21 protein-coding genes are annotated in these 22,789 nt (G+C 62.9%); 8 read left to right on the forward strand and 13 right to left on the reverse strand.

The annotated features are described in order from the left end of the window. The 6 genes from MLGJGCBP_RS45115 to MLGJGCBP_RS45140 form a co-directional block, all read left to right on the forward strand. The coding region (locus tag MLGJGCBP_RS45115; RefSeq protein WP_236581709.1) for a sensor histidine kinase at window positions 1-576 on the forward strand (576 nt) is incomplete at its 5' end. Next, a complete protein-coding gene (locus MLGJGCBP_RS45120) occupies window positions 573-1,643 on the forward strand; it encodes a tripartite tricarboxylate transporter TctB family protein (RefSeq protein ID WP_160103966.1) in 1,071 nt (356 codons plus the stop codon). The genes MLGJGCBP_RS45115 and MLGJGCBP_RS45120, both read left to right, overlap by 4 nt. A 160-nt stretch (window positions 1,644-1,803) precedes the next feature. Continuing rightward, a complete protein-coding gene (locus MLGJGCBP_RS45125; protein ID WP_236581610.1) occupies window positions 1,804-2,115 on the forward strand; it encodes a LuxR C-terminal-related transcriptional regulator in 312 nt (103 codons plus the stop codon). A 277-nt stretch (window positions 2,116-2,392) separates the two neighbouring features. Further along, window positions 2,393-2,530, forward strand: a complete 138-nt coding sequence (locus tag MLGJGCBP_RS45130; protein ID WP_160102408.1) for a hypothetical protein — start codon at window positions 2,393-2,395, stop codon at window positions 2,528-2,530. A gap of 382 nt (window positions 2,531-2,912) precedes the next feature. Next, on the forward strand, window positions 2,913-3,608 hold the full coding sequence (locus tag MLGJGCBP_RS45135) for a hypothetical protein (protein ID WP_160102406.1): 696 nt from the start codon (window positions 2,913-2,915) through the stop codon (window positions 3,606-3,608). A 939-nt stretch (window positions 3,609-4,547) separates the two neighbouring features. Then, window positions 4,548-5,006 (forward strand): hypothetical protein, encoded by a 459-nt coding sequence (locus MLGJGCBP_RS45140; protein WP_160102404.1) that lies wholly within the window; start codon window positions 4,548-4,550, stop codon window positions 5,004-5,006. Between the two features lie 797 nt (window positions 5,007-5,803). Here MLGJGCBP_RS45140 and MLGJGCBP_RS45145 read toward each other — a convergent pair. From MLGJGCBP_RS45145 to MLGJGCBP_RS45180, 8 genes are all read right to left on the reverse strand, one after another. Then, the gene (locus MLGJGCBP_RS45145) at window positions 5,804-6,064 is read right to left on the reverse strand and encodes a helix-turn-helix domain-containing protein (protein ID WP_236581609.1); all 261 of its coding nucleotides are present in this window, start codon (window positions 6,062-6,064) and stop codon (window positions 5,804-5,806) included. A gap of 258 nt (window positions 6,065-6,322) precedes the next feature. Next, window positions 6,323-7,285, reverse strand: a complete 963-nt coding sequence (locus MLGJGCBP_RS45150) for a recombinase family protein (protein ID WP_160102402.1) — start codon at window positions 7,283-7,285, stop codon at window positions 6,323-6,325. 1,020 nt (window positions 7,286-8,305) lie between these two features. Beyond that, entirely contained in the window at window positions 8,306-9,385 is a 1,080-nt protein-coding gene (locus tag MLGJGCBP_RS45155) for a helix-turn-helix domain-containing protein (RefSeq protein WP_268960809.1), read from the reverse strand. Continuing rightward, window positions 9,360-10,019 carry a hypothetical protein gene (locus MLGJGCBP_RS45160; protein WP_160102400.1) on the reverse strand — a complete coding sequence of 220 codons (660 nt, stop codon included), beginning with the start codon at window positions 10,017-10,019 and terminating at the stop codon, window positions 9,360-9,362. The genes MLGJGCBP_RS45155 and MLGJGCBP_RS45160 overlap by 26 nt, the downstream gene beginning before the upstream one ends. Before the next feature lie 257 nt (window positions 10,020-10,276). Then, the gene (locus tag MLGJGCBP_RS45165; RefSeq protein WP_160102398.1) at window positions 10,277-11,512 is read right to left on the reverse strand and encodes a hypothetical protein; all 1,236 of its coding nucleotides are present in this window, start codon (window positions 11,510-11,512) and stop codon (window positions 10,277-10,279) included. A 4-nt stretch (window positions 11,513-11,516) separates the two neighbouring features. Continuing rightward, on the reverse strand, window positions 11,517-13,334 hold the full coding sequence (locus MLGJGCBP_RS45170; RefSeq protein WP_160102396.1) for an AAA family ATPase: 1,818 nt from the start codon (window positions 13,332-13,334) through the stop codon (window positions 11,517-11,519). 63 nt (window positions 13,335-13,397) lie between these two features. Beyond that, the gene (locus MLGJGCBP_RS45175; protein ID WP_160102394.1) at window positions 13,398-14,558 is read right to left on the reverse strand and encodes a DNA cytosine methyltransferase; all 1,161 of its coding nucleotides are present in this window, start codon (window positions 14,556-14,558) and stop codon (window positions 13,398-13,400) included. A 292-nt stretch (window positions 14,559-14,850) separates the two neighbouring features. Next, a complete protein-coding gene (locus tag MLGJGCBP_RS45180) occupies window positions 14,851-15,030 on the reverse strand; it encodes a hypothetical protein (RefSeq protein WP_160102392.1) in 180 nt (59 codons plus the stop codon). Window positions 15,031-15,531: 501 nt separating this feature from the next. Between MLGJGCBP_RS45180 and MLGJGCBP_RS45185 the strand changes: the two genes are divergently transcribed. Then, window positions 15,532-15,903 (forward strand): hypothetical protein, encoded by a 372-nt coding sequence (locus MLGJGCBP_RS45185; protein WP_236581607.1) that lies wholly within the window; start codon window positions 15,532-15,534, stop codon window positions 15,901-15,903. Between the two features lie 245 nt (window positions 15,904-16,148). Here MLGJGCBP_RS45185 and MLGJGCBP_RS45190 read toward each other — a convergent pair whose 3' ends face one another. From MLGJGCBP_RS45190 to MLGJGCBP_RS45210, 5 genes are all read right to left on the reverse strand, one after another. Continuing rightward, window positions 16,149-16,715: a hypothetical protein gene (locus tag MLGJGCBP_RS45190; RefSeq protein WP_160102388.1), complete on the reverse strand. Its 567-nt coding sequence runs from the start codon at window positions 16,713-16,715 to the stop codon at window positions 16,149-16,151. Then, window positions 16,712-18,322, reverse strand: coding sequence for a hypothetical protein (locus tag MLGJGCBP_RS45195; RefSeq protein ID WP_160102386.1), 1,611 nt, complete (start codon window positions 18,320-18,322; stop codon window positions 16,712-16,714). The genes MLGJGCBP_RS45190 and MLGJGCBP_RS45195 overlap by 4 nt, the downstream gene beginning before the upstream one ends. Next, entirely contained in the window at window positions 18,319-20,031 is a 1,713-nt protein-coding gene (locus tag MLGJGCBP_RS45200; RefSeq protein WP_160102384.1) for a hypothetical protein, read from the reverse strand. The genes MLGJGCBP_RS45195 and MLGJGCBP_RS45200 overlap by 4 nt, the downstream gene beginning before the upstream one ends. A gap of 277 nt (window positions 20,032-20,308) precedes the next feature. Beyond that, complete coding sequence (locus MLGJGCBP_RS45205; RefSeq protein WP_160102382.1) at window positions 20,309-20,665, reverse strand: hypothetical protein; 357 nt, start codon at window positions 20,663-20,665, stop codon at window positions 20,309-20,311. Between the two features lie 422 nt (window positions 20,666-21,087). After that, window positions 21,088-21,960, reverse strand: coding sequence for a hypothetical protein (locus MLGJGCBP_RS45210; protein ID WP_160102380.1), 873 nt, complete (start codon window positions 21,958-21,960; stop codon window positions 21,088-21,090). Between the two features lie 183 nt (window positions 21,961-22,143). Here MLGJGCBP_RS45210 and MLGJGCBP_RS45215 point away from each other — a divergent pair, with 183 nt between their 5' ends. Next, window positions 22,144-22,710, forward strand: coding sequence for a hypothetical protein (locus MLGJGCBP_RS45215; RefSeq protein ID WP_160102378.1), 567 nt, complete (start codon window positions 22,144-22,146; stop codon window positions 22,708-22,710). Window positions 22,711-22,789 lie beyond the last annotated feature (79 nt).

Here is a 22,789-nt window from a genome sequence, read left to right on the forward strand (position 1 = left end):
CGGACCGTCGAGCGGCAACGCTTCGATGCGTTGACCCATGACAGCGTGATGTCGACGCTGCTGGCGGCGTCGCGGATACCACTCAACGAGGGGTTGATCCGTCAGGCCGACATCGCCCTGACCCAGCTGGACGGGCTCCGGGTCGGTGTGCTCCCGACACAGGATTTCGACCCTCCCGCAGTGCTCTCCCACCTGCGTGCCGCAGCGTCGGAGGTCGACGAATCGATCTCCCTTGCCGTACACCGAAGCCCGGGATCCGAACACACACTCATTCCCGCAGAAACGGTCCGCACCATCGGCGCCGCCCTCGCCGAAGCGCTGCGTAACAGCCTGCGTCACGCCGGCGCCGGCGCACATCGCAATGTCATCGTCGCCCTCGGCCCGGGACGACTCAGCGTCATCGTCTCCGACACCGGAAAGGGCTTCGACATCTCCTCCGTACCGGCCCACCGACTGGGCCTCGCGGTCAGCATCCTGGATCGGATGAACCACCTCCCTGGTGGATCGGCCACCGTCGAGTCCCGCCCCAAAATCGGCACCAGGATCGAACTCACCTGGGCAGGGAGCGAGCAATGACCACTCCAGGCCCCGTACATTCCGAAGCCCGCGCAGACCACCGTCGCGACGACGACGTCACCACTCTGCTCGGAATGCACACGCGGGCGGCATGGGTGATCGTGAGCATCTACATCGGAGGAACTGCACTCGCGGCAGCAGGCACCCTCGACGGTGTGTCGTCCGTCTTCCCCATCGCGCTGGCGGTGATCGTCAATGCCGCATCGGCCATCGCGCTTATCGCGGTGTCCGGTGACCCGCTTCCCTGGCGAGCGACGACCGCCATCACTCTTGCCGGGCCGGCATCCTGTGCGCTGGTCCTTGCCGCGCTCCCGGTACCGATCACGAGCCCACTGCAAACATGGCCGATCGGTGCCGCCACAGCCGTGTACACGTTCATGTGCGTCCGGGGGCGAACCTGGCCGGCGTGGGCCGGGTTACTCGGCATAGTCACGGTATGCGTCGTGTGGTCACAGGTGACCGGGCAGGGCGCGATCCACGGAATCACCATGTCGGCGATCAGCGCGGGCCCACTGCTGATGGGCACCTTCTTCGCCTACACGATCCGCCCCTCAGCGAAGGCGATCTTCCAGCTGAGGGAAGAATCCACCCGACAGATCGCTGACGAGGCCGCCGCCGCAGCCAGACTGTCCGAACGCGACGCACAGCTCAACCGGCTCGACACGCTGGCACGACCGATGCTCGAACGCATCTCCACCGGGACGCCGCTCAGCACCGAGGAGATGCTGCAATGCCGGCTCCTCGAAGCACATCTACGTGACACCCTCCGGGCACCTGCACTGGCCGATCCGCTGATCAACGATGCCGCCCGTGCGGCCCGCAGACGAGGAGTCGACGTCGTCCTCCTCGACGACCACGGGATGGAAGGCATAGATCCCGTTGCGCGACGCCGGATCCTGCTGACCGTGGCCGACGAACTCAACCGGGCAGAATCCGGGTCGATCACCGCCCGAGTCCTCCCACCCGGTCGTGCACTGACTGCGTCGGTGCTCGTGAGTAACGAAAGCGGCTCCCGCCGTGTCGAGCTAGCACACGACGGCCACATCATCGGGCGCGACCGAACCTGAACACAGGCAGGTCGCATTGCGAATGGTGCCCCCAGTTCGAGCGTCCCCCGAATTGGTGTCTCGTCCGCGCCGGACAACGCCGATAACTTCTCCGTCAGGGAAGAACCGGGGGCCGGACAGGTCGCCGTTCTCGCGAGCTGTGATGACAGAGGGAGCCACTGTGAACAACGTCGTGGAAGAACATCCCATACCGGGATCGATTCACAATCCGTCGATGACCGTGCGCAACACGATCAGACACGAAGCCCCAAAGCTCTCCGCGCGGGAGACCGAAGTGCTCCTGGGCTGGCTGAAATGCGATTCCAAGGAAGTCCTCGCCACGCAACTCTTCCTCTCCTTAGGGACCGTGAACACCCACCTTGCTCGGATTCGCGAGAAGTACTCGGCCAAGGGCCGACCAGCGCCCTCGAAGAGCGCTCTGCTCGCCCGCGCCCTGCAGGACGGGCTGATCACGATCGACGACCTTGATTGAGCCCGACACCGACCGGGCTTCGGGCCTATCACGGAATGCGATACGTAAACCGACCCGAACATGGGTGTGGCACTCTGCGCTTGCCGCCGTCCCCACACTCGCCCTTGCCGCTCTCCAACCTTTCCCAGATAGCGCAGGCCCGACAATGATCATGGTCGCAAACACGGCAGCCCTGTGGATCTATGCAGCGTCGGTGGTTCACCGTTATGCCCCGTATGGACACCACGAGTCGACAGCCACTTCAAACACACCACCGAACCGTTCCGTTGACCTCATCGTGGCCACCGCCGTCGATGACGTCATCTCAGCCCTGACCGCCGGCCGCGCCAGCGACTCCGAACAGGTCGCAGCCGCCGAAGCGCGACGGGCTCTCGGCGACATCTACTCACGCGACGTGCCGCACAACAAAACCTGACCCGCGCAGGCCCAACTAGCAGCACCCTTCAGTTAAACAGGAGCCAACAATGCGAAGTCCTCGCGACCATTCCCTTTCGTGGCGCCGCGTGTCCACGACCGTCTGCATCGGGATCGCGTGTGCCCTTGGCGCGGCATGCACCCCGTCGGACGATGGGGCCACGGGAACCACGACATCTGCGACTCAACGACTCGACGGGATAGATCTACCGAGGACTCCGTCAACGACGGTCACCTCGACCAACGGACCTGCCCCCACCACGAAGTCGGGAATTCTCATCGGCCAAAAGAAGGGTGAGGACAGGAACGGCAGTGCGAGGACCCTCGAGATCGGGTTTGTCGATCCCGGCAGTGGTACCTACGACGCACTCGCTTCGTTCGATGTGTCGAACTGGCAGAACACCTTACCCGGATTTCGACTGGGTCTTGCGCCGAGCCTGGACCGGTACGCCCTCACCAAATCCGTCAACGGAGACCTCCACGCCGGCTGGGTCGATCTCGCCGGCACATTCACAGACATCAACCGCACTGAGACCGCGGACCCCTTCGGTGGCACGCAAGGAAACATCGCCATCGGGTTCGACAATAAAGGTGATTTCTACTACACGGAGCACCACAACGACGGACAAACGGTGTTCCGAGTACCAGCCGGATCGACGTCCGTCGCAGACGCCCAATTCGTCGTCACCCAAGGCAAGGTCCCACCGAAACCTTTCAAAACCGGTGACGGCGTGATCCACTTCAACGAATCCTCATGTTTCGGTGCGCACTCAGAGATCGGATGGCTAGGACCGGACACCTACCTCGTACCGCTTCGCACACAGATCTACAAGGCAAGTATCGCCAACGTCGAGCACGTCGGATCCTGCGGTGACGGCGACGGTAGTCCCCTCTTGCCGCCAACCAACACCGTAGCGGTGACCAACCCCATCGGTAGCCCGGACGGCAACACGGTTGCATTCACCTATGACCGCAACCAGCTGTACACCGTCGAGGCGTCAGGGGTAACGCAGCCTCGCAAGGTCAACGTGAGCCCGGACATCAACGTGTATACCGTCGCATTTATCGATTGGCTCTGATGAGAGTGGCCAGATGTCGACCAACGTCGACAAGGTGAACATCAACGTCGCCGGATCGACCATGGCTATACAGCCCCGATCTAAGGGATCTGGGCCCGGATCGCCCCGAGGACCGCGTGCCGAAACTCCGAGGTGTCGTCGGTTCCGAGCGCCGCGTCCCGCACACTCCAGCGGAACGGTTGCGTCTTCCGCACAACGATCATGTCCCCAGTATGTGCTGGTCAAATCCGCGCGCGCTCCCCCCAATCGGGGGATGGGAAAGTGGATGATCGGCCGCACACCACTGATCACGCCCCGTCGTCGCACATTCGGGTCTGCACAAGCTGCACCGCGCGAAGCGCACCAGCATCACGAGCGGCGCCGGCCTTTCGCAACAGGCGATCACCCGCCGACGGTACCAAAGCGCCACAGCGCCAACGCCACCTCAACAGCACACCACAATCGACGTCCCACTTCCTTGGTAGTGAGACACCATCTGGGCCGCCCTCGGTTGTCGCGAATGCGCAGGTCACTGTGTCTCAAAAGTTAGTCTCATAATTTCGTGTCGCAACATCCGTACAGCCCTAACTTTCGGTACGCTCCATGCGTGGAGTTGGGTTATGCCCGGGTGTCGACGACCGAGCAGGATCTCGCGCGGCAGCTCTACGAGGAGTGGCAAGACCGCCCCGCCACCGTGCCGGACAGTGTTAACGGCATCACGCTCACGCATATCGGGTGCGAAGATCCCCACCGTCACGTACTTGTGCATAGTCAGCCTCCACGATCGGTGCGGGGGCGGTGCGGCCCGTAACACGCCGGGTACGGCGACCGATAAGGGTGTGACGGCAATCACATCTCCCGCGCCCGGTGAGTTCATTCTCATTCGAGCTAGCGCTCGACAAGAAAGGTAGCGTCATGCGCAAGTTGGATTCAGGCCTGGGTGGCGTTCGTGGTGCTGGCGTGCGCATCACCACCGCAGGGTTGAGCGCCCTGTTCACCGCCGCCCTACTGCTTACCGCGCCGACGGCCGCGTTCGCGGCGCCGCCCGAGATCCTGAAGCCGACCTGCGAAGCGCAGGGCGGCACCTTCTCGGTGGAGCAGGGCACCAAGCACTGCGTAACGGTGAGCACAGCCGAGGACCGCGCGGGCAGATCCCTCGACGGGCCCGTCGCCCCGGACAGGAGCTTCTATCGAGGAACCTCGTTGGTCACCCTCTTCCGCGTGACGACAACTACGCAGTCGCAGCAGGGTGCCGGTGAGGTCACGACAACGACGGAAAACTCATCGCATCTCGGCGACGACTGGACCCGGTTCAGCTGCAACTTGCTGACGCCCAATGCTGGAACCGGCGGCGGATACAACTTCACGCCGGTCGACTTCAGCATCTGTGACGATCTAGGGCTCTTCTTCGGCGTCTGATTCGTCGGAAATCCGGCGCTGAGGCGGGTGCACCCCTGTGCGGGAACGGTGCTGATCCCCGACCCGTCACCCACGGACCTTGTTTGACACGGCGCCATCAACGGCGGCCCCAACATGACGAGAATCAAAGGAAGAACATGCTCAAGAAAGTGTTGGTGACTGTGATGGCCGCGGGAGCCCTGACTGTTCCGCTCGCTGGAGTGGCATGGGCAGACCCCGGTGACGGTGTCGGAGTCGGGGGTGTCCCCGGGCAAATCGGCGGGCCTCCCGGCGAGACTATTAGTCAGTTTGCAAAGATGCCGGGCTCCGTTCCGGATTCCATTAGCACTGGAACAGGTGGTGCTTTCCGTACACCTGGTGGGGCCGTGAAGGACTTCACGCCTGGGGCCGGCCAAGGCAATGGGCCACAGACCTAGCCTGCCGCCCACCACATCCAAGCTGTCCGTGCCGCCGCATCCCTCAATGGGTGCGTGGCTCTGTCAACCTGATTCCTGATTCGGCCCCCCCACGGCGGCCCGAGTTGGACCCAGCCGAGGAGCCGGGCAGCTCGACGCGACTTCGAGCCCCCGAGGACATCGGCCCGTAACGGACCGGGCGCACCGACCGAAGTCAATTGCGGGATGGATCACTCCGCCCGGGCAAAGAGGGCTATGCCCATCGCCCGCACCCCCGGCGCAACCCGCATGCCCCACGCCTTCTGAGGAGAAGACCTGAAGATGATCTGTTGTCACGCTAAGCAGTTGCCCCCATCACCGGATCGGTCACGGCGGCGTCGACCGTGACGGAGGAAGTGCCGATCATGGCGTCGAATGCCGGCGTGCGGGAGTGAGATGCGGGGTGCACACGGCGGTGAATCGCTGGGTGCCTTCCTCGATCACGGCGCGGGCGAGTTCCTCCTTGGAGCGGTAGTGGAAGTACAGCGCCCCCTTGGTGGCCAGGGCCCGGGTGAGGACCTCGCTCAGCTTCGTCTGTCGGTAGCCGCGGCGGGTGAACACCTCGGGCGCGGCATCGCGCAAGACCCGACGAGTGACTTCCGCCCGCGCCTGCGTGCCCATCATGGCCCTCCGTGGTAGCGAGATTCTCGGCCGAACGGTGTGCTCCGAACCGTCCCGACCGGGTCGTCCGACGCACTGCACAATGCCTACCCGATGGACAGGTGCTACGCATGATGTTCCGAGTGACCCCTCGCCCGCGGGCGCAATAACGCTCACGTGTCTCACAGGATGGCCACCGCGAGCTGCCCAATTTCCTGGTATTTCCTCAAGGGATATCACGATGCGCGGGCCCGTGCTGACGCGGGTCGCTGAACCCAGATGTCAGGAGTGGTTGGGGCACAGCAGATCCGGGCCGACTGTCCACCCGTGCCGTTCGAGCCACGTCAGGACCGAAGCCGGAGGATCGTTGCTGTCGGATGCGGTGCCGGTGACCAGGGGGCCGTCGCCGCATCGGGAGCAGCTGATCACCAGGACGTGGCCGTGCGGCTGGCAGCGGGCGCAGTGATGTTGCTCGCGGACCCGGTCGCGGTCGTCGAGGTGCAGCCAGACGGTGGCGAGGTCGGCGCGGTGTGGGACGAGCTCACGCCTGGTGGTGGGCTGATGTCCGCAGGTCGGGCAGGTCAGCGGTCCGGCGGCCGTTGGCGGCGCCACCGAACTTGCTGAGACGAAGTCCTTGTCGTCGACGGGGTCGGTTTCCGCGGTGAACGTCTCGGCCGGTCGTGTCGGGAGATGCCGGTAGAGGGTCGAGCGGGTTAGCCCGGTCTTGTTGATGATCTCGGCGATGGTGGCGCCACCGTCGCGTAGTTGGGTGGCGTAGGCGAGTTGGGCGTCGGTGACCACGCTGGGCCGGCCGACGCGGCGACCCTTCTCGGTGGCCACCGACCGGGCGTGGGCGGCCCGCTCGACCGCATAGGTGCGCTCCATCTCCCCGAACAGGGCCAGCAGCACCATCGCGAGCTGACCCATCGGGTCGTCGGGGTTCGTCGAGTCGACCCGGATCGGGTCCGCCAGGTTCCGGAGACCGATGCCCCGCTGATGCAGGTCGTGGATCAGGTTCAGGGTGTCGCGGACGGTGCGGCCGAGCCGGTCGAGGGTGTGCACCACGATGACATCGCCGGTGCGGGCGTATCCCAGCAGTGCCTGCAATCCCGGACGCTCGGTGGTGGCCCCGGACTTCTTGTCCACGTAAATGTGCGCCTGCTCGATTCCGGCCTTGGTGAGGGCGTCGATCTGCCGCGCGAGGTCCTGCTTGCTAGTCGACACCCGCCCATACCCCAATTCCATGTGCGGAGCATACCGAAAGTCACATCTGTACGACTGTTGTGACACGAGGTTGTGGAATAACTTTTGAAACGATTTGAGCTGGGTGTTTGCGGCCTACAGATGCGTTCTGGGGGCGTCTCATTTCCAATGTGAAACACAGCCCGCCCGCCTTCCTCTTCCCCTCGGACGCATCGAAGGCTGATGTTCACCCGCAAGTCGTCGAGGTCGGCGATCGTCTGATACCCGCGAAGGCCCGAGGCCCCCGTCGCTGTAAACCGGGGGCCTCGGTGTGGAATTGGTGGTCCCGACGTGGTACTCACCGAGGAGCTGCGGGTCGGTGGCGAGGGGTGGGTGGCTGTGCCCCAGGCGGCAGCGTTCTTCGGGTCGGGACCTTCACACACCTCACGGCCTCCGCGGCCACGGCATGATCAACTCGGCCCGATCGGGTTGCCGAACCCGGGGACCAGGGACCCGCCGATGCCCGCTCTGCGCGTGATCCCGTAGGTAACGCCCAATGCCGATAGTTTGGGACTACGCCACCACAGGTGACGTAATCTGCCTCAGCTTCACACGGATCGTCAGCTCTAGATCTCGCCGTCAAGAAGGGTGCAGTGCAGTCCAGGAGCTTCACGAGGTCGATGAGCCGCCGTGCACCATCTCGGTCGAGAGTTAGAATGGTATCCATCTTCGCGGCTGCAGGATTGGTTGGGACCCTTTGGAGACGAGCTCACGGACATTGCCGGCTTCGCGCACGACTTGGAGCTTCACCTGCTTCCGTCCGCCCGGGATTGTGTGCACTACGAACTCCTCATGGTCGAAGCCTGACTCCGGACGAGATTGCTCTGCCGCCAGTTCGTCGAAGACCTTGGTGATGTAGCGAGCTGGATGCCCGACATCTTGCGATGCGCGAAGGTCGAGGGAAAGCTCCGACTGACGTAGATCCGGTCGGGCAGTCGTCCGAGCGCGTAAGTCACCTCAGTTGGTGCTTCCGCACCTAAGAACTCGAACTCGTCGACCACCCGACCTCCTAGCTCTCGATCTTCAAGATGCCGTCGGAACGAGGTCGCGAACAAATCCCCGTATATCGGCATGATGTAGGTCTAGTTCTTCGGCTGCCTCTCGAACGGTGATCTTGCTAGCTGCACCGAACATGACCTTGCGGAGGAGTTGAGACGATTCCGGCACAATCCCTCCCGGCTCAGACGAGCGATAACCCTGGTCGGAAAGGGTTACGCACATGGTTCGGTACTGCCAGTTGTTGAGCAGATGGAGGTCGTGCAGTCGGTGTGTAAGGGCCATAGCCGACACTTTCCAGTACGACCGAGCAGCCAGGATGCGGTCAAGACTTGCCCCGCTCATCGACTGCGCAAATACCGCGGTCCTGGGCATCAAGAAGGCGGCAGCAAATTGGTTGGCTTCTACCTCCCGCTCCTTGGATGTGCTTGGCTCCATGTCCAGTTCACTGTGCAGAACGAGATGGCCGAGTTCGTGAGCGGCATCAAACCGCTGACGTTCGCCGGTTCGGGACGTGTTCAGGAATACATATGGCGTGGTGTCCCGAAAGAAACAGAACGCGTCGATGTCGTTGTACTCGTGCCGGATTGCCGCCACGCGTACACCCTTGGACTCGAGTAGGTGCACCATATTGGAGATCGGTCGATCACCGAGATTCCACCGTCTACGGACCAGATCCGCAGCGTGGTCTGGAGCCAGCTTGTCCAGTGTTGGAATGTCAGCATCTGGCAGTTTGAATTTCGAGGCGATGGCGTCGAAAAACTCCACGGTCAAGCTTGCTGATGCGAGCACGGCATCTCTTCTGGTGGCAGTGGTTTTGCTGAGCTTGCGGAAGCTCGCCGCCTCCACCGGGACCGCATCGAGCGCATCTCGTTCGAAGAATGATGGTGGCACGGCCAAAGCATCTGCGAGCTTCCGCAGTGACTCGTCACTTGGCGGAAGCTTGCCAGTCTCGTAGTTGGTGAGCGATCGAAGTGAAACGTCACTGAGCGCAGCCAGTTTCGTCAAGGTCAGTCCGAGACGTTGCCGTGCCAACTTCAAGCGCGCGGGACTAAACACAGGTGGGTCGAAAGGTGTGTCGCTAGCGCAGCGGTTCGACCGGGACATCAAAGCCACCGTCTCCGTCATCCGGGTTGTCAAAGACCGACAGGTCGCCGTCGAGATCGAGGAAGGGCATAGGAATACGATCAACCCACCCGTGAACGATGCCGTGTTCCGTCATGAGTTCCGGCCTCGAAAACTCCAGCTTGAGCCCACGTTCGGTCCGCTCATGTAGCAGAAGCCAGAGCGGAGCACGTCTCGCCTCGCCTACCAACGCCTCAGGTTGTTCGGCCTCCGTCCCGAACAGGGTCGGATCCTCGATGTGCGGTGCCGACAGCGCGCTCCGGGTCGCTTTGCCCTTCTTTTTCGTACGAGGCTCCCGCCGGAGGTCCGGATTCGCGACATCAACGGCAGATGCGAGAGTGAAAGAGAGAAGCCCTTCCGGATGAAGGAAGCGGGGTTGTCTGTCCACGTACACCGGTTTCCACTTCGCGTCCGCAAGTCGGAGCGCGAACTGCTCCATGCTGTCGTGGTACAGGTCCGTCCCCGGAGAAGACCGCAGCGCGAGCGCCGACCGGTTCGTCGCATGAGAAAGCCCCGGCCTCAGCGCGGTGTGAAAGAGGTCGATGGAAAGCCCGTAGGCGGCGAGGCGCCGCTCACAGTCCCGCGCAACATCTGACTTGCGGAGCTCGGTCGCCATTAAGGCCCCCTTCGGAGGTGTTGCGCAAAATGGTACCGCATATGTGGTCTACTTTTACGCAACACGCACTGTCAGTGTTTCACCGTAGCGATTTTTGCGCCATTTTCCCTGTTAGAAGTCTTTTTCTCCTACCAGATCGAGAGCTGCTGGCTCTCCGGCTGCCGAGTGTCGCGGCACTCCGTCGACGTCGACGGTCGCGTCTCCCGGCTCCTCACTGCATCGGTCATGCTTCGCCAATGGCATCGCTCTTCACGGCACTACTCGGCGCGTCTAATGGCGGCGAAACTGAGCATTTTGACGAGGTCGTCGCGCCACGTCTCTTGACTACAAACACGAATTACACCTAACGGATTGCCATTTGTGGCAGTCGAGTTCCATGCCACCACAATGGCATGGGGTGGTTCGTACTCTCGAAAGACGTCGTCGGCATCGGCCAAGTACGCGATCGCGTCGCGTAACCCGTCGCGGTCTGGACTGCCCTCGGCGAGGCTCGTCAATTTCACCTCGACGATGAACCGGCGATTTATCGCTGGAAGGTCGACAACGAAGTCGGGCCGCAATGGTTGTTTCGGCAGGTTGTTGTCGTCGAGTGTTCGCCACCAGGCTCCGGACTGGCTCAAGTCTGGTGCGAGCACCCACGCCGGCCGCTGCCAATAGATTGAGCCTTGCCCCCCGTTTTTCCGCACCAGCGCGAAGGGCGCCTTGCCGCCTGGCAGCAATGGCAATGGCGGATCGATCGCGAACCCACATGTCTGCAATGCTGTCAGCAGGTCGAAACCGACCTGTAACTCGAATAGACGCGAGTCATCGTCTGGCGCCAAGAACTGGCGTTCCAGCAGCCTACGAAGTTCATCCGTATCGCCCTCAACGATCCCCGCGACGTACTGGTGAACGAGATCGACCAAGTCCTTTGCGAGCGGCCGACGGCTCACCAAATCGTCCGTATGGCGTAGCGAACGAGCATCCACTCGCCGTACCTTCGACAACTTCGGATGCAGGAGCAGGCGGCGTGCTTGATCGCTCGTCTCGTGAACGACAGAACCTACTTGGCCACGAGCTGGTAGCGAACTGAGGTCCGACAGTCGTGTGATACAGCGGAGAGCCAGGTGGATGAGGCGGCCGAGTGGTGTGTCATATCGCCGTTCAGGGGGTGAACAGACGAACAGGGTGGGATCCCCCGTGACCACTCGTCGCTCATGGGATCGAGGCCAGTCCACTTGGCCTCTGACTTCACCGGGAAGTTCGATGTGCTGCAGGGCGGCCGAGCTCGGCATTTGGTCAAGTAGCGTGTGTGCTGCGGCAAGTGCCGACTGAGTGGTTTCCGCCAGGGCCAGGTGGGTGGCAAAGATTCGAACGAGGTCTGAACGGCTAAGCGACAATTCAGGCCTGACCGCTTCTCCCTGATAGATGCGTGCTGCACCGCTGAGATAACGCCACAGTTGAGGCCGCAGCTGTTTGGCTGCTAGATCGCGGTCCCACAGTGATCCGGCCATGACTCTAGGAGCCGCCGGGGATTGAAGACGTATTGCCGTCCGTCGTCTTCTGCATCAAGCTTGTCGCGTCCAACTTCACCGACGCGCTCAGCGTGCGGAGTTGAGGCGCGACGTACATACTCAGGGTCTTCTGCAGGTCCGCGGCTGGGTCCACCGGAGTGCCCAGCTCTTCATGCAGATGCGCGATCTCTCTCAGGTGGTACACGCAGTCAAGCAAGACCGCAGCGCCCAGAGGACGGGCCGACAACTCGTCTGATCCAATCAGTCGTTCCAGTGCGTTGTCCCATTCACTGCGCCCCGTGCCCCCAACGCTGCGCATGATTTGACGCCACGCTGCGACGGCTGGGGCGGGAACCTCGATGGCAGCGAATCTGCGCAGTAACGCCTCGGACATGTCGAACAAGAGATCCCGGTCTCGATCATTGAGGGTGACGATGAGACGCCAATTCTCCTGGATGCGCTTGGGAATGGTGCCCACCGGAGGCTGCTGCCCTGGAGGCACGATGGAGATCGGTACGTCGCTACCCACGTCCTCGTCATGCTCCTCGAAGGGAAGGGTCACAGCCTGGCCCGATAGCGCCGTGAAGAGTTGACCAATCGCCTTGTCGATGTCAGCGCGATTCAGTTCGTCGATGATGAGCCAACGGTCCTGTTCGAGTGCCAATACAACGTGGCCAGGGTGGAAGCGCAGCTGTTGATCCTTGGTCAACCGATAGGAGCCGACGGTGTCTGCCGAGGTCCAGTCAGCGGTTCCAGTCGTTAGAAGGACTTCGTTACAGAGCCCGGCGTCCTTGGCCGCGGCCGCGATGGATAGAGCCAGACTGGTCTTCCCAGTTCCTGGGGCGCCGGTCAGCATGATGTGCTTTCCGCTACGAATCGCAGCCAGAACACTCCCGATCAGCGAGTCTTCGAAAATGAGACCATCGCTCCGCACTCCAGCAATGAGACTGTCGAGGCTGAGTGCAGTGATTGGTACGGGCAGATCCTCAACCAACTCGACACTCGCCAACTTCATCAGCTGGGCAACCCATTCTGCATCCAGCGGGACTATGGAGTCGACGTTCTTGCGAGGGTCTTTCAGCTCGTCGAGCGGTACGGCTGGATCCATCCGCAGGTACCTGTCGAAATAGGCCAAAGCGTGGCGATCCTCGTCGACGTCGACCCGTCGCCCCACTCGTCCTACTCCGATAACGCAGTCCCCGCCCTGCTCGGAGCTTCCCTTCGTCCGGGCGGCCACTATCACGTCACCGGCCCTCACGCGCTGCCCGTTCGGTATCGAGGTGGAGAAGTGATATCGGACACCGTCGATGTCCCCATTCAGGCTTTGGCCGCTGGACATGAGCAGCCAAAGTGACACACCCGAAGGCAGTTGGGGAGCCAGCGCGTCCCGGGGATCGACGGGTGTCACGTCGTAGATGTCGCGCACCACTCGGCTTGCCTTCGTTGGTCTGCCCTCGACCATGGCAAGAAGAGTGCTTTGGTTCGGCCTAGGGGTAGCAAATAGCAACGGCCCAACGGGTGGGCGGGCGTCATTGCGACCCCGGATGGAATCGATGACGTAATGGACGGAGGCGTCCATCGGGTCTGATTCGTCCAGGAGGAAGATCGTGAGTTCTGTTCCTTTTTGAACTTCGGCTTGTCCGAGTCGATTACGTGTCTGCTTCGTCCCACCGCGAGCTATGGAGACAGCGATCGCGTCCTTCGATACTCCCGCTTCTTTCGAGATCAGCGCTTTGATCTTGCCCTTGGCGCCGGGGGCGCCTCGTTCCAGCTGGAGTAGGTATTCGTCTATCGTCTGACGAAGATCGTTCTCTGAAAGCACTATGCGGGATTCCTTCTCTTGCGGGCGCAACAATCGTGCTCTTATGCAGGGGCCTGGATCTGGTTAGGACGGCACTGGCACTGCACCGACATACCGCTGCTCGGTGACAGTCCGCAAGTGTTCCTTCATCGCGACCAAGAATTCAGAGTCGAACCTCAAGGAGCTCCGCTCGGTGCGCTCCAGGAACCCTGCGGTAGCTCGCGCGGATAGGGGTACAGCGGTCGAGGGATTGACGACGTCCAACAGATGCTTGTATCGCTTGCGGACAGGCCACATGCTCACGGGGACCGACCAGGCCTCTCCGCTCGCTCCGTAGGCGGCAATTGGCCAGCGACCTCCAGGTTCGAGGCGCTGCTGCCCCGTAAGATTCGCGGCCCCGGGGGTAACGAGGCGGCTTCCGACCCACGTACTCACACCCGTCGTCACGGCGTTGCCCACAAGCTTCCATCGGGGACCATTTCGCCGACCATCCGGAGAGGAAGCGCGTGTCCATCCACGTCGAAATCCCTGCAGGGCTTCTGCGTCCTCGATAGTCGGCGTAACGACGCGTCGGCCCAGTGGAGCGTCGGGGATCCAGATCGCCGGTGGGCTGGGTATACCTAGCGAACTACCGCCCTTGAGGGTCGGTACTGCGTCCGGCGCCCATCCCAGTCCCTTTAATCCCTCGGTCCAGTAGAAGCCAAATGCGGTGGAGTCATACGACGCGACGTCACGCTCGGTCGCATCGTCCGCAAACAGGACGGCCCGCGGATCCTCCGTGCGGCTCGCGACAAGGATGACTCTCTGTCGACGCTGCGGTACGCCCGTGCTCCGCGAATCGATCAATCGGTACGCCCAGTTGTATCCCCTGGACTCTAATTCTTGGACCAAGAACATCATCGCCTGGCCGCCGTCCAGAGCAAGCATGTTCCGGACATTCTCCAGTACGAGCCATGTTGGGCGTGCCTTCGGGAGTAGGCGAAAAACGTGACTCACGAGGCCACTAGCCGAACCGCGAATGCCCTGCGTGCGGCCGGCCTGAGATAGGTCAGTGCAGGGAAATCCGGCAGTCAGGATGTCCACTCGCGGCAGGGTCTTCACCGTTGCGACGTCGTTGAGTAATTCTGCATGACTGAAACGGTGGGCCAACACAGCGCGCGCCGGTTCCCAATTCTCAACCATTGAGATCGTCTCCACCCCGCTCTTAGCGAGCCCGACTTCGACGCCACCAATGCCAGCAAACATCGCAGCTGCAGTCAGGACGGGTCGCTCATGAGTTAGCACGGTGGGGATCGTATCCGGAGGGCCAGACAGACCCCTGGTCCGCGCAGCACGTTCATGCCCTCGATGTACTTACATCTCGACGTGGTGAGCGGATAGGCGAGACTCCATCGAGCAGGCCTAGGTTCTCGGATCGCGATGCCGGGTTGCCGGGCATGTTTCACTTCAGATATCGATACAGGCGCCTTCCATGGGTGTCGACGTCACCTCTCTAGTGGTCGGGACCCCGTCATGCCGGGTCCGTCCTTGGCTGCCTCTAGGGGTCGCCGGCCGGTCGCACGGCGCGCGAGGCGAGTTCAGTTCTGGCGGCGTCGAGGGTGCGGAACGAGCGGCTGGAGTCCGCGGCTCGCTCAAGATCGGAAACGAACCGCTCGAGCAATTCGGTCGACCACTCGTCCAGGCCGGTCACATAGTGTCTATCGGCCTGATCGGTCATTCGGATTCCCCTTCCGGCGGCGTCTAGCGTGCTCCCACCTTGCCAGATCCCGCGGACACTCCCGAACCCGCGCCACCAACCGTAGAGGTAGTCGGTCGACGGGATGCAGCTAGTGGAGCCAGCAACGGCATCGTGGCCACCTCAGCCCGGGGAGACGACAAATTGACGCAAAGACGGCCAGACACCAACACCTGACAACAATGATCTAGAAGTGACAACTATCGCCTGTTGTCACAGACGATATGACTTCGGGGTCGCACAAACCGCACCCATTTATCGAACACGTTTTCGAGTGTGTTGTATAGTGCTGAGCAGCGCCAGCGGCGGGTAGGGAAGACCCTGCTGCTGGGCGCTTTGCGGCTCCACCTCTATGTGAGGAGGGCTCCTTCGTCGTCGTGTCACGGCTGGGGCTCACGTCGGAGAAGGGGGCGGGAAGACGAGACGCCGGTGCGGGGCACGCTTGCATCATCAATGTCGTACCCCGCCGCTACGCTGCGCGGCATGAGCGAGAGTGAGGTGTCGAGGTCGGCGATCGCCGACGCGGCGGAACTGCTGACGCAGAAGGCAGACGTGCTGCTCGAGCGCCTCGCCGATCGGGTCATGGCCTCGCCGGCCCCGGGATCGAAAGCCTGGTATGCGCTACGGAACACGTCGGCGGCGTCCCCGAAGGCGCGGTTACTGGTGCGGATCGCGATCGCGCATCAGGCGCATTTCGACCTGGCCGAGGACATCGCCCGCGCACGGGCCGCCGGTGCGCAGTGGTCGGAGATCGGTGAGGTCACCGGCCTGAGCGCCCGAGCGGCCCGGAAACGTTGGGATGCCGCGCCGAGCGCACCGTGCCAGCACGATTCGGGGCAGCTCGCCATCTGGTGAACCCGGTACCGAACCAGGGCTACCGGGCCTGGTCTTTTGCGCCCGTTTTCTCGTTGCGGGCGTGCCGGGCACCTTCCCCACGGACGCCGCAGATGTGGTGCGCAGCGAGCTGAGATAGTTTCCGGAGCCGTCAGGCCGGCGCCGCAGCGAAGTCAGGGGTCGCGCGCCGCCCCGCTTGGATGATCGAAGCAAGTTGCGGTGACCCACGCTGGGCCTGGCCCTTCACCGTTTCTGCGATCTGCAGGTTACCGGGTTTCCCTATTCGGTGGTGTTAACCGTCTGACCATGCGTATCGCCCAGGCGACGGCGCGGCCGGACAGTCCTAACGCTGTTGGACTGACGCTCATTGTCCGGTCCGCTTGAATCTCCACGCTGGCCGTAGGGATTGCCAGCGCCGCCTCATTCGTCTCACACCAGAACGATGGGAAGTGCTTGGTCGTGATGGTTTGAATCCTGTCGATCGCGGCGGTGGCGGTTGCTTCCTCCAGGTGCACGTCACCTCGCAAAGCCAAGCCCTCGACGACAAACACGGGTCGACCGAAACGGTCACGGAGCTGCGATTCCTGATCGCGGCTGTCGGCGAGGAGTGCACGAGTCGCCGCGCGGCTCCTGAAAGCCAGCGTCAAACTGCCGACGATGGGCCCATCGACGTGGCGCACGGTTAGCGGCACGGGGTGTGCGCCGTCGCCCGCTGTGTGACGTACGAGCAGGAAGTCGGTTCGGGCGTCTATCACGAAGGGTGGAGCGGCGATGGGCCGCCAGTCAAGCGTGGAGTTGCGCGTGACGACGAAGGGCCAGGCTTCGGAGTTCACGCCGGCTCGGGTTCCGGGTTGAACTGCTCGAGGCTACATCCGAGCACCGAAGCGGGCTGTGCTATCTCGTAATCGGAAAGGATCTGCTCGAACTGGAGGGTGAGAAGCTGCAGGGCGGCCGACTCGCTGTTGACGGATGCACGCTGGGCGTTCACCGATTCTGCGTAGGCCGCACGACCGGCAGCGCTGCGTTCTGCGCGGCTCTGCGCGAGGCGGAGGGCGAATCCCACGGCTTTGGCCGCGATGCCTTCGGTGTCCACGTTCAACAGGGGTGCCAGCTTCGGATTCGACATGACAATTGCCCGCTTCAGTTTTGGCATCGCAGCCTCGGCGAAAGCCTGCAACTTCGCCGCACGCTGGTTGTCCGACAGCCAGGCCGAGGCGCGCGACAAGTAGTCGGGAGCCAGGGTATCTTCACGCGACTGCATCTCGTGGTAGGCAAACTGAAAGAAGTCCGGAAGCACGCTGACGAGCGGCAGCTCGACATTGTGGGGCCGCAGGCTGCGACCGGTCTTTTCCATCTCACCCGACGGTAGTGCTTTCGCGAAACCGAATCCCACGGCGCTGGCGGGTATGAGACGGATAGGTGCCGGGATGTCCTCGACTTTCGCGGCGATGAGGTCGCTGAAATTCTCGTCGGCCATCAGTCGATCTCTGACGGCGTCGAGGGTGTAGGCCTCATGCAGGAGATCCCATTTCGTGATCACAAAGTGCACGGGACAGCGGCTCTGTTGTGCAATTTCCAAGCTGCTGGTCAGGTCGAACTCGAGGTAGCGGTGTCCGTGGCGTTCGCCGCGCATCAGCGACAACATCGCCTGTCCGTCGAGCAGAATCAGGAGCGCGTTGGCTGATCTCAGACGCGTCACCAGCTCTTGGATAGCCGGGTCCCCGGCTGCCCGCGGGTTGGTGAGCACGCCACCCGGATAGTCGAGGTACACGAACTCTATGGGCTCGAAGTCACCGGCGGGAGACGAGAGCCGAGCCCGGAAACGCCACTCGTGTACCCCCTGAGTCGCCGTGGGCCACATTTCGTCTGGGTTTGCAACCTGGTTGAAGACCGTGTTGAGGTGCAGGGAGTTGTCGTGATCCGTTTTGAGGTGGAACGCCAGCTCGGGCCGACGGAGCCGGAGCCGGTTGTAGAGACTCGCCATGAACACGGTCTTGCCGGAACCGGAGGGGCCGAGAGCGTGGATGTAAAAGGTGGTTCTAGCGTTGCCATCACCCGTCGGCGGTTTGGAGGCCGGCCTCGCGGGTGACGAAGTGGGCGCGAACGGATCGGGTTGGCCTATCCGTTCGGCCACTGTCTGCACGATTTCCACCAGGAAGGTGTTCTCCGTCTCATGGGCGCCAACCAAGATCCAGTCAAGGTCGGCAGCCGGAGGCTCTCCGGCCAGGGCGGACACTTTGCCGAGGTGATCGCCTCCGAATCGCACCCAGCCGCGTCGCCACTTGGTGTCGGGCCGAAACTCCACGGTTCGGATGTCGTCCAGGGAGATCCGCTGCGGGTCGTGCTCTTTTCGGGGATCGAACCGTCCACCCCATTCGAGCACGATGCAATCGTCCTCGAGCGTAAGCGCACCGTTGGACAGAGTCGCTCGAATGGTCATCGCGGCCTCTGTTCGACATCGGGTTGCGGGTTGAGGGTGGCCACCTCTTCCACTTGGGGTAGCCATCGGTTCTCCTCGTCGGTGGCCAGGCGCACTCGGAACCCATCCGGCCGGTAGTACTGGTGACATCGAGCCACGACATTCTCGTACCCGTCAGCAGTCTCGCGTCGGTAGAAGACGCCTTCCGCGCGCGCCGGCTGGGACCGTTGCTCCGACCCGACAGCAGGATGTCCACGTTGCGAGCCGATTTTGCTCATCCAGCACTGTGTGCTCTCGTCGTCGAGTACGACCACGACCTTGAACATCTTGACATCGGATTCTTTATCGTTGCCCGTGTACCAATGGTCGGCCAATTGCCTTCCGCGGGCGGCTGCTTCCCAGGAGTTCTCCGGAATTCGACCAAGCCACTTGCAGACGCGCTCAGGCCGACGCTCCGTGGGATCCTTCTGGATCTCCTCCAGGAGCTTCTTCAACTTGTCCTCGTCGACATACACCTCGAAGAGTGCGCGATCGCCACCCTCCTCGAGGTTGGGCAAGTCCACTTGCTTGACACCGAGGCTTGCCATCCAAGCATCTGTCTCGGGAACGGGTTTGAGCGGTCGCGGATCCCAGCCGCGGGCCGCGGACGCGTGCCGCGCCTCATGAACGCGCAGAGCGGCCTCAGCCTGCTGTTCGTGACGATCACGGATGAACTTGTATGCTTCGTTAAGCTTCTCCTTGAACTTCTCTTCCTCGATGAGGAAGAGGTTATGTTCGTCGTCGCGCCGCATACGTGCGAAGAACCCATTCACTGGGTCGTTCCAATATTTCCACTCCTTGAACTTCGCATCCTGAGCGATCTCTCGCAGTACCCATTCCTGATCGAGAATGAACTCCCGGAGGTGGTCCCTATGCCACAACTTATCCGGCGTTTCCTGCACCGAAGTAACCAGATCCATTTGGCGGTCGCGCGGCTCGGCGGGTTGTGGGGGCGGTGGCGGCGGCCATTCTGGCCGTAGTTCCTCGTCCCGGCGCAGTCGTTCCCGCTCTTGCTCGTCGATGCCCCGGCTGTCCTTGTCATACTCGTCCTGAGGAGTAGGGGTTTCCAACGGGCGCCCGGCCAGTGCTACGAGATCCTGCTGTGCGGCACGAGCTACATCTTCGGGTCTAGAGAACAACTCCTCATCGGGCATGTCCAGCCGCCTGGGAATATCATCCGGCCTGGGCAGTATCTGCTCGGCCGAACGTGCGGCGAGTTCCTGGCGCCGCAGGTCTTCCTCGGCCGCCTGCTGCCGCATCCTCTCGGTGGCCTCCACCTCTTGGCGGTGGCCCTTGCTAAGGCGGGCGAATAACCCGTATTGCGGGTCGTTCAAATCTTGGGCCGCGGCCTGGTTGGCGTCGTCGGCATGTTCCTGTTCTCGTCGAGCGCGTTCGACGTCGGCTCGACGATTCTCTTCCGCTGCCGACTCCTGGGCTTGTCGTACCCGAGCTTGTTCGGCCTGGCGGGCGGCGTCCGCCGCGGACTCCATTGCGCGGCGTTGCCGTTCCTGATCGGAACGGGCGGCCTCCGCCGCGAACTCCTGCGCGCGGAGCAGGCGATCTTGCTCCTCCCGTCGGATCTGCTCATCCCGCGCCCAGTCCGTCACCTGCCGCTTCCCCTCACAGCCATCGCCCGCTGGCACCGAGATCGTCCACCAGAACCGCAATTGGAAGCGGGCGCCCGTGCGCATCCTGCAACTGGACCCACTCGTTGTGTGGGAGATCCGCGAGTGCGAAACGCGGGCTGTGTTCCGCAGGTACCAGCGGAGTCGCGATCGTGATGCGACCGCCATCTTGGAACGTAAAGAACGCGTAGACCCGCGAGAAGGTCGGATGCATGAACGGGTACTCGGTCGTGCTCTCAGCAAACCGGAACGCTCCCGTCGGATCTACTCCGGGAGGCAGAGTGTTTGACGGACCCACAATCCGTGGAGGGGTCGGACTTTTCCGCTTGAACATTGGTTCCCCTCAGATACGTCCGAGGTGCGATGCCCAGCTCTCCCACTGACGGGCTCGCAGATCCTTCTCTTGTTGCAGCAGGTTCGGCATCGCGCTCGACGTCCCACCCGCCGAGTTGGTCGCCGCACCGGAAGCCTGCTCAGCCGCGGACATCGCCTCCTCGCGAAGCCTGTCCGCCAGCTCACCCAGCCCCTGTTCCCGGGCCTGCTCGCTGGCCCGGGCGAAGACGCGCTCACTCTGCTGGAACCGCAGTGTTGCCTCGTGTCGGTGATCAGGACCAGTCGCAAGGCGTCCCAGTTCGAAGTAACTCGACGCGACCGGTACCGCTACCTCGAACGCATCGCACTTGCCACTGCCAGCCAACACCGCCCGCTCGAAGCACGATTTGGCCTCGCCCGTTCGGCCGCGCTGTACTGCCTCGATCCCCGCGGTGTACAGACGTGTTACCTCCGTACCTGCCTCGCTCTCGCGTGAAGTCGATGATGGCGCTGCCTCCGGCGGTGGCGGTGCCTCCGGCGGCGCTTCGTCGGCACCGGTGGTGGCCGCGTCGCCACCGTTCGTCGGCAAAAACTCGGAAACAAGATTCTTAAGGAAGCCCATGGCTATCCACCTAAGACTCGGAGTGGGTGCCGCACCATCGACGTTTTCACGATACGCCCCGGCAGCTCGTGCACGCGAGCGTGTGCCGCCCGATGACCGACCTGAGAACTCCGACCGAGCATTGCCCCCTTGTCTGTCGGTTCTCGAGCAATCTGGCGGTGGCGCCCTGCCGTGAGCTGGTGGTTTGTTCACTCCGTCCGTCTTTCACCAACCGCGGCAACACGGCTGCGAGCTTCAGTGAGGTCAGCGCGCAGCTCTTCTACTCGTTCGCGGGCCGCAGCCGCTTGCGCTTGCGCGGTCGCGAGATCCGCTCTGGTGGTGGCGAGTTCGTCGCGGACTTCGTCGGCTCGCGTCCGTTCGGACTGAATCGCGATCCGGGCCTCGTCGAGGTCCGATTCGAGCCGGCCGATGGTGGCGGCCGACGCTGCGGCGGCACGGTCGGCTGCCCCGCGGACCTGGGTGATCTCCTCGCCGAGTTCGGTAGTGCGAGTGCGTAGGGACTCGATGAGGGAATGCTGCTCGGCGTTCTTGGCGCGGTGCTCGGCGGTGAGGGCGGTCATCTCCTCCTCGTGTACCACCGCCAGTGCGTGCAGCTGGTCGCCGTGGTCGCGTCGGGCGTCGGCGAGAGCACCGGCGGATTCCTCTGCTGCCTGCTCGGCGGCGCGGGCGGCGGCGTCGGCGTTGGCCCGGTCGTCGACTGCCGTGTCGAGCTGATCGCGGAGTTGTTCGATCTCGGCGGCGGCATCAGCTCGCACCTTGTCCGCGGTCACCTGGGCGCGGCGCAGGTGCGCATCGACGGCGGCCGGGTCCCCGAGCAGGTCGACGGAACCGATGATCCGATCGGCGACCGCGGACAGCCGCGCCACCGCGCCCTCGGCTTCCTGCCGCAGCAGCGGCAGGACCTGCGACAGCGTCACCGCGGCCTCCGCCGGACCCACCGGCGTCTCCACGAACTCCGCCGCGGCCGGGGCCACCTTCTCCTTCTGCCGCGCCCGCCAGGCGCGGACGCGGTCGGCGTCCGACGCGTACTCCCGGGGCCTACCCGGCCTGTTCTCGCTCATCCGACGCTCCTCCTCAGCAGTTCATGTTCCACGGAGGTCTCGACGCCGGGACCAGAACCCGGCTCGACTTCGATGGCTACCGTGTGATCTGCAGGTTCCGCACCAACGAAAATATCCTGGCCGTGGCGGGTGCCTTGGATTCAAAGGGCAGTGCGCAGTAGACGCCTAGCGGAGAATCCACGTATGGGGATGTGGGTGTGGGCCGCAGAAGAGACGACGAAGACGTTTTGGGACTATCTCTTCGAGGCACTTCCTCCCATGGTGACCCTTATCGGCGTGATAGCCGTGGCATGGGTCGGTATCCGCACTGCACGGAAAGGCCCGTATGACCGGCTTGACCCGCTGGTCAAAGTGTTGAACACCTGGCCGACTGGGCTGAATGGCCAAGAAGCGGTAGAGCGATTGGTCGCCCGGCTCGTGCTGGACATTCGCGTGCTCGAAGGTGACGTGGAACGGCCGGGCGCGAGCGCGACAGAAGCCAGCGCGGAGCGTTCGGTGATCATCACGTTTTGGTTCAGGCGCGGCGCACTGGCACTCTTCCTAGTCGCGACAGCGCTACTAATAGTTCGACTGATCACCTACGAGCCGACCTATAGCGGCGGTAGCCAGTTCCTCGGTGCCGCAGTGGCAGCCCTTTCATCTGCCGCAGCGGCTACGTTGTTCGTGTTTGCGCGTTGGCGCGCGAACGAAGCGGCAAGCCGACTCCTCAACGAGGAGCGATCGTCGAAGTCAGAGAAGGATGCCGCGTAGCCCTCACCGCCGAACTCATCGACCGGTCGATCACGGTCAACGTGCATGGCGGATCAGCAACGGGAGAAGTCGTGGTCGG

The organism is Rhodococcus sp. T7 (genome assembly GCF_009872365.1).
GTDB lineage: Bacteria > Actinomycetota > Actinomycetes > Mycobacteriales > Mycobacteriaceae > Rhodococcus_F.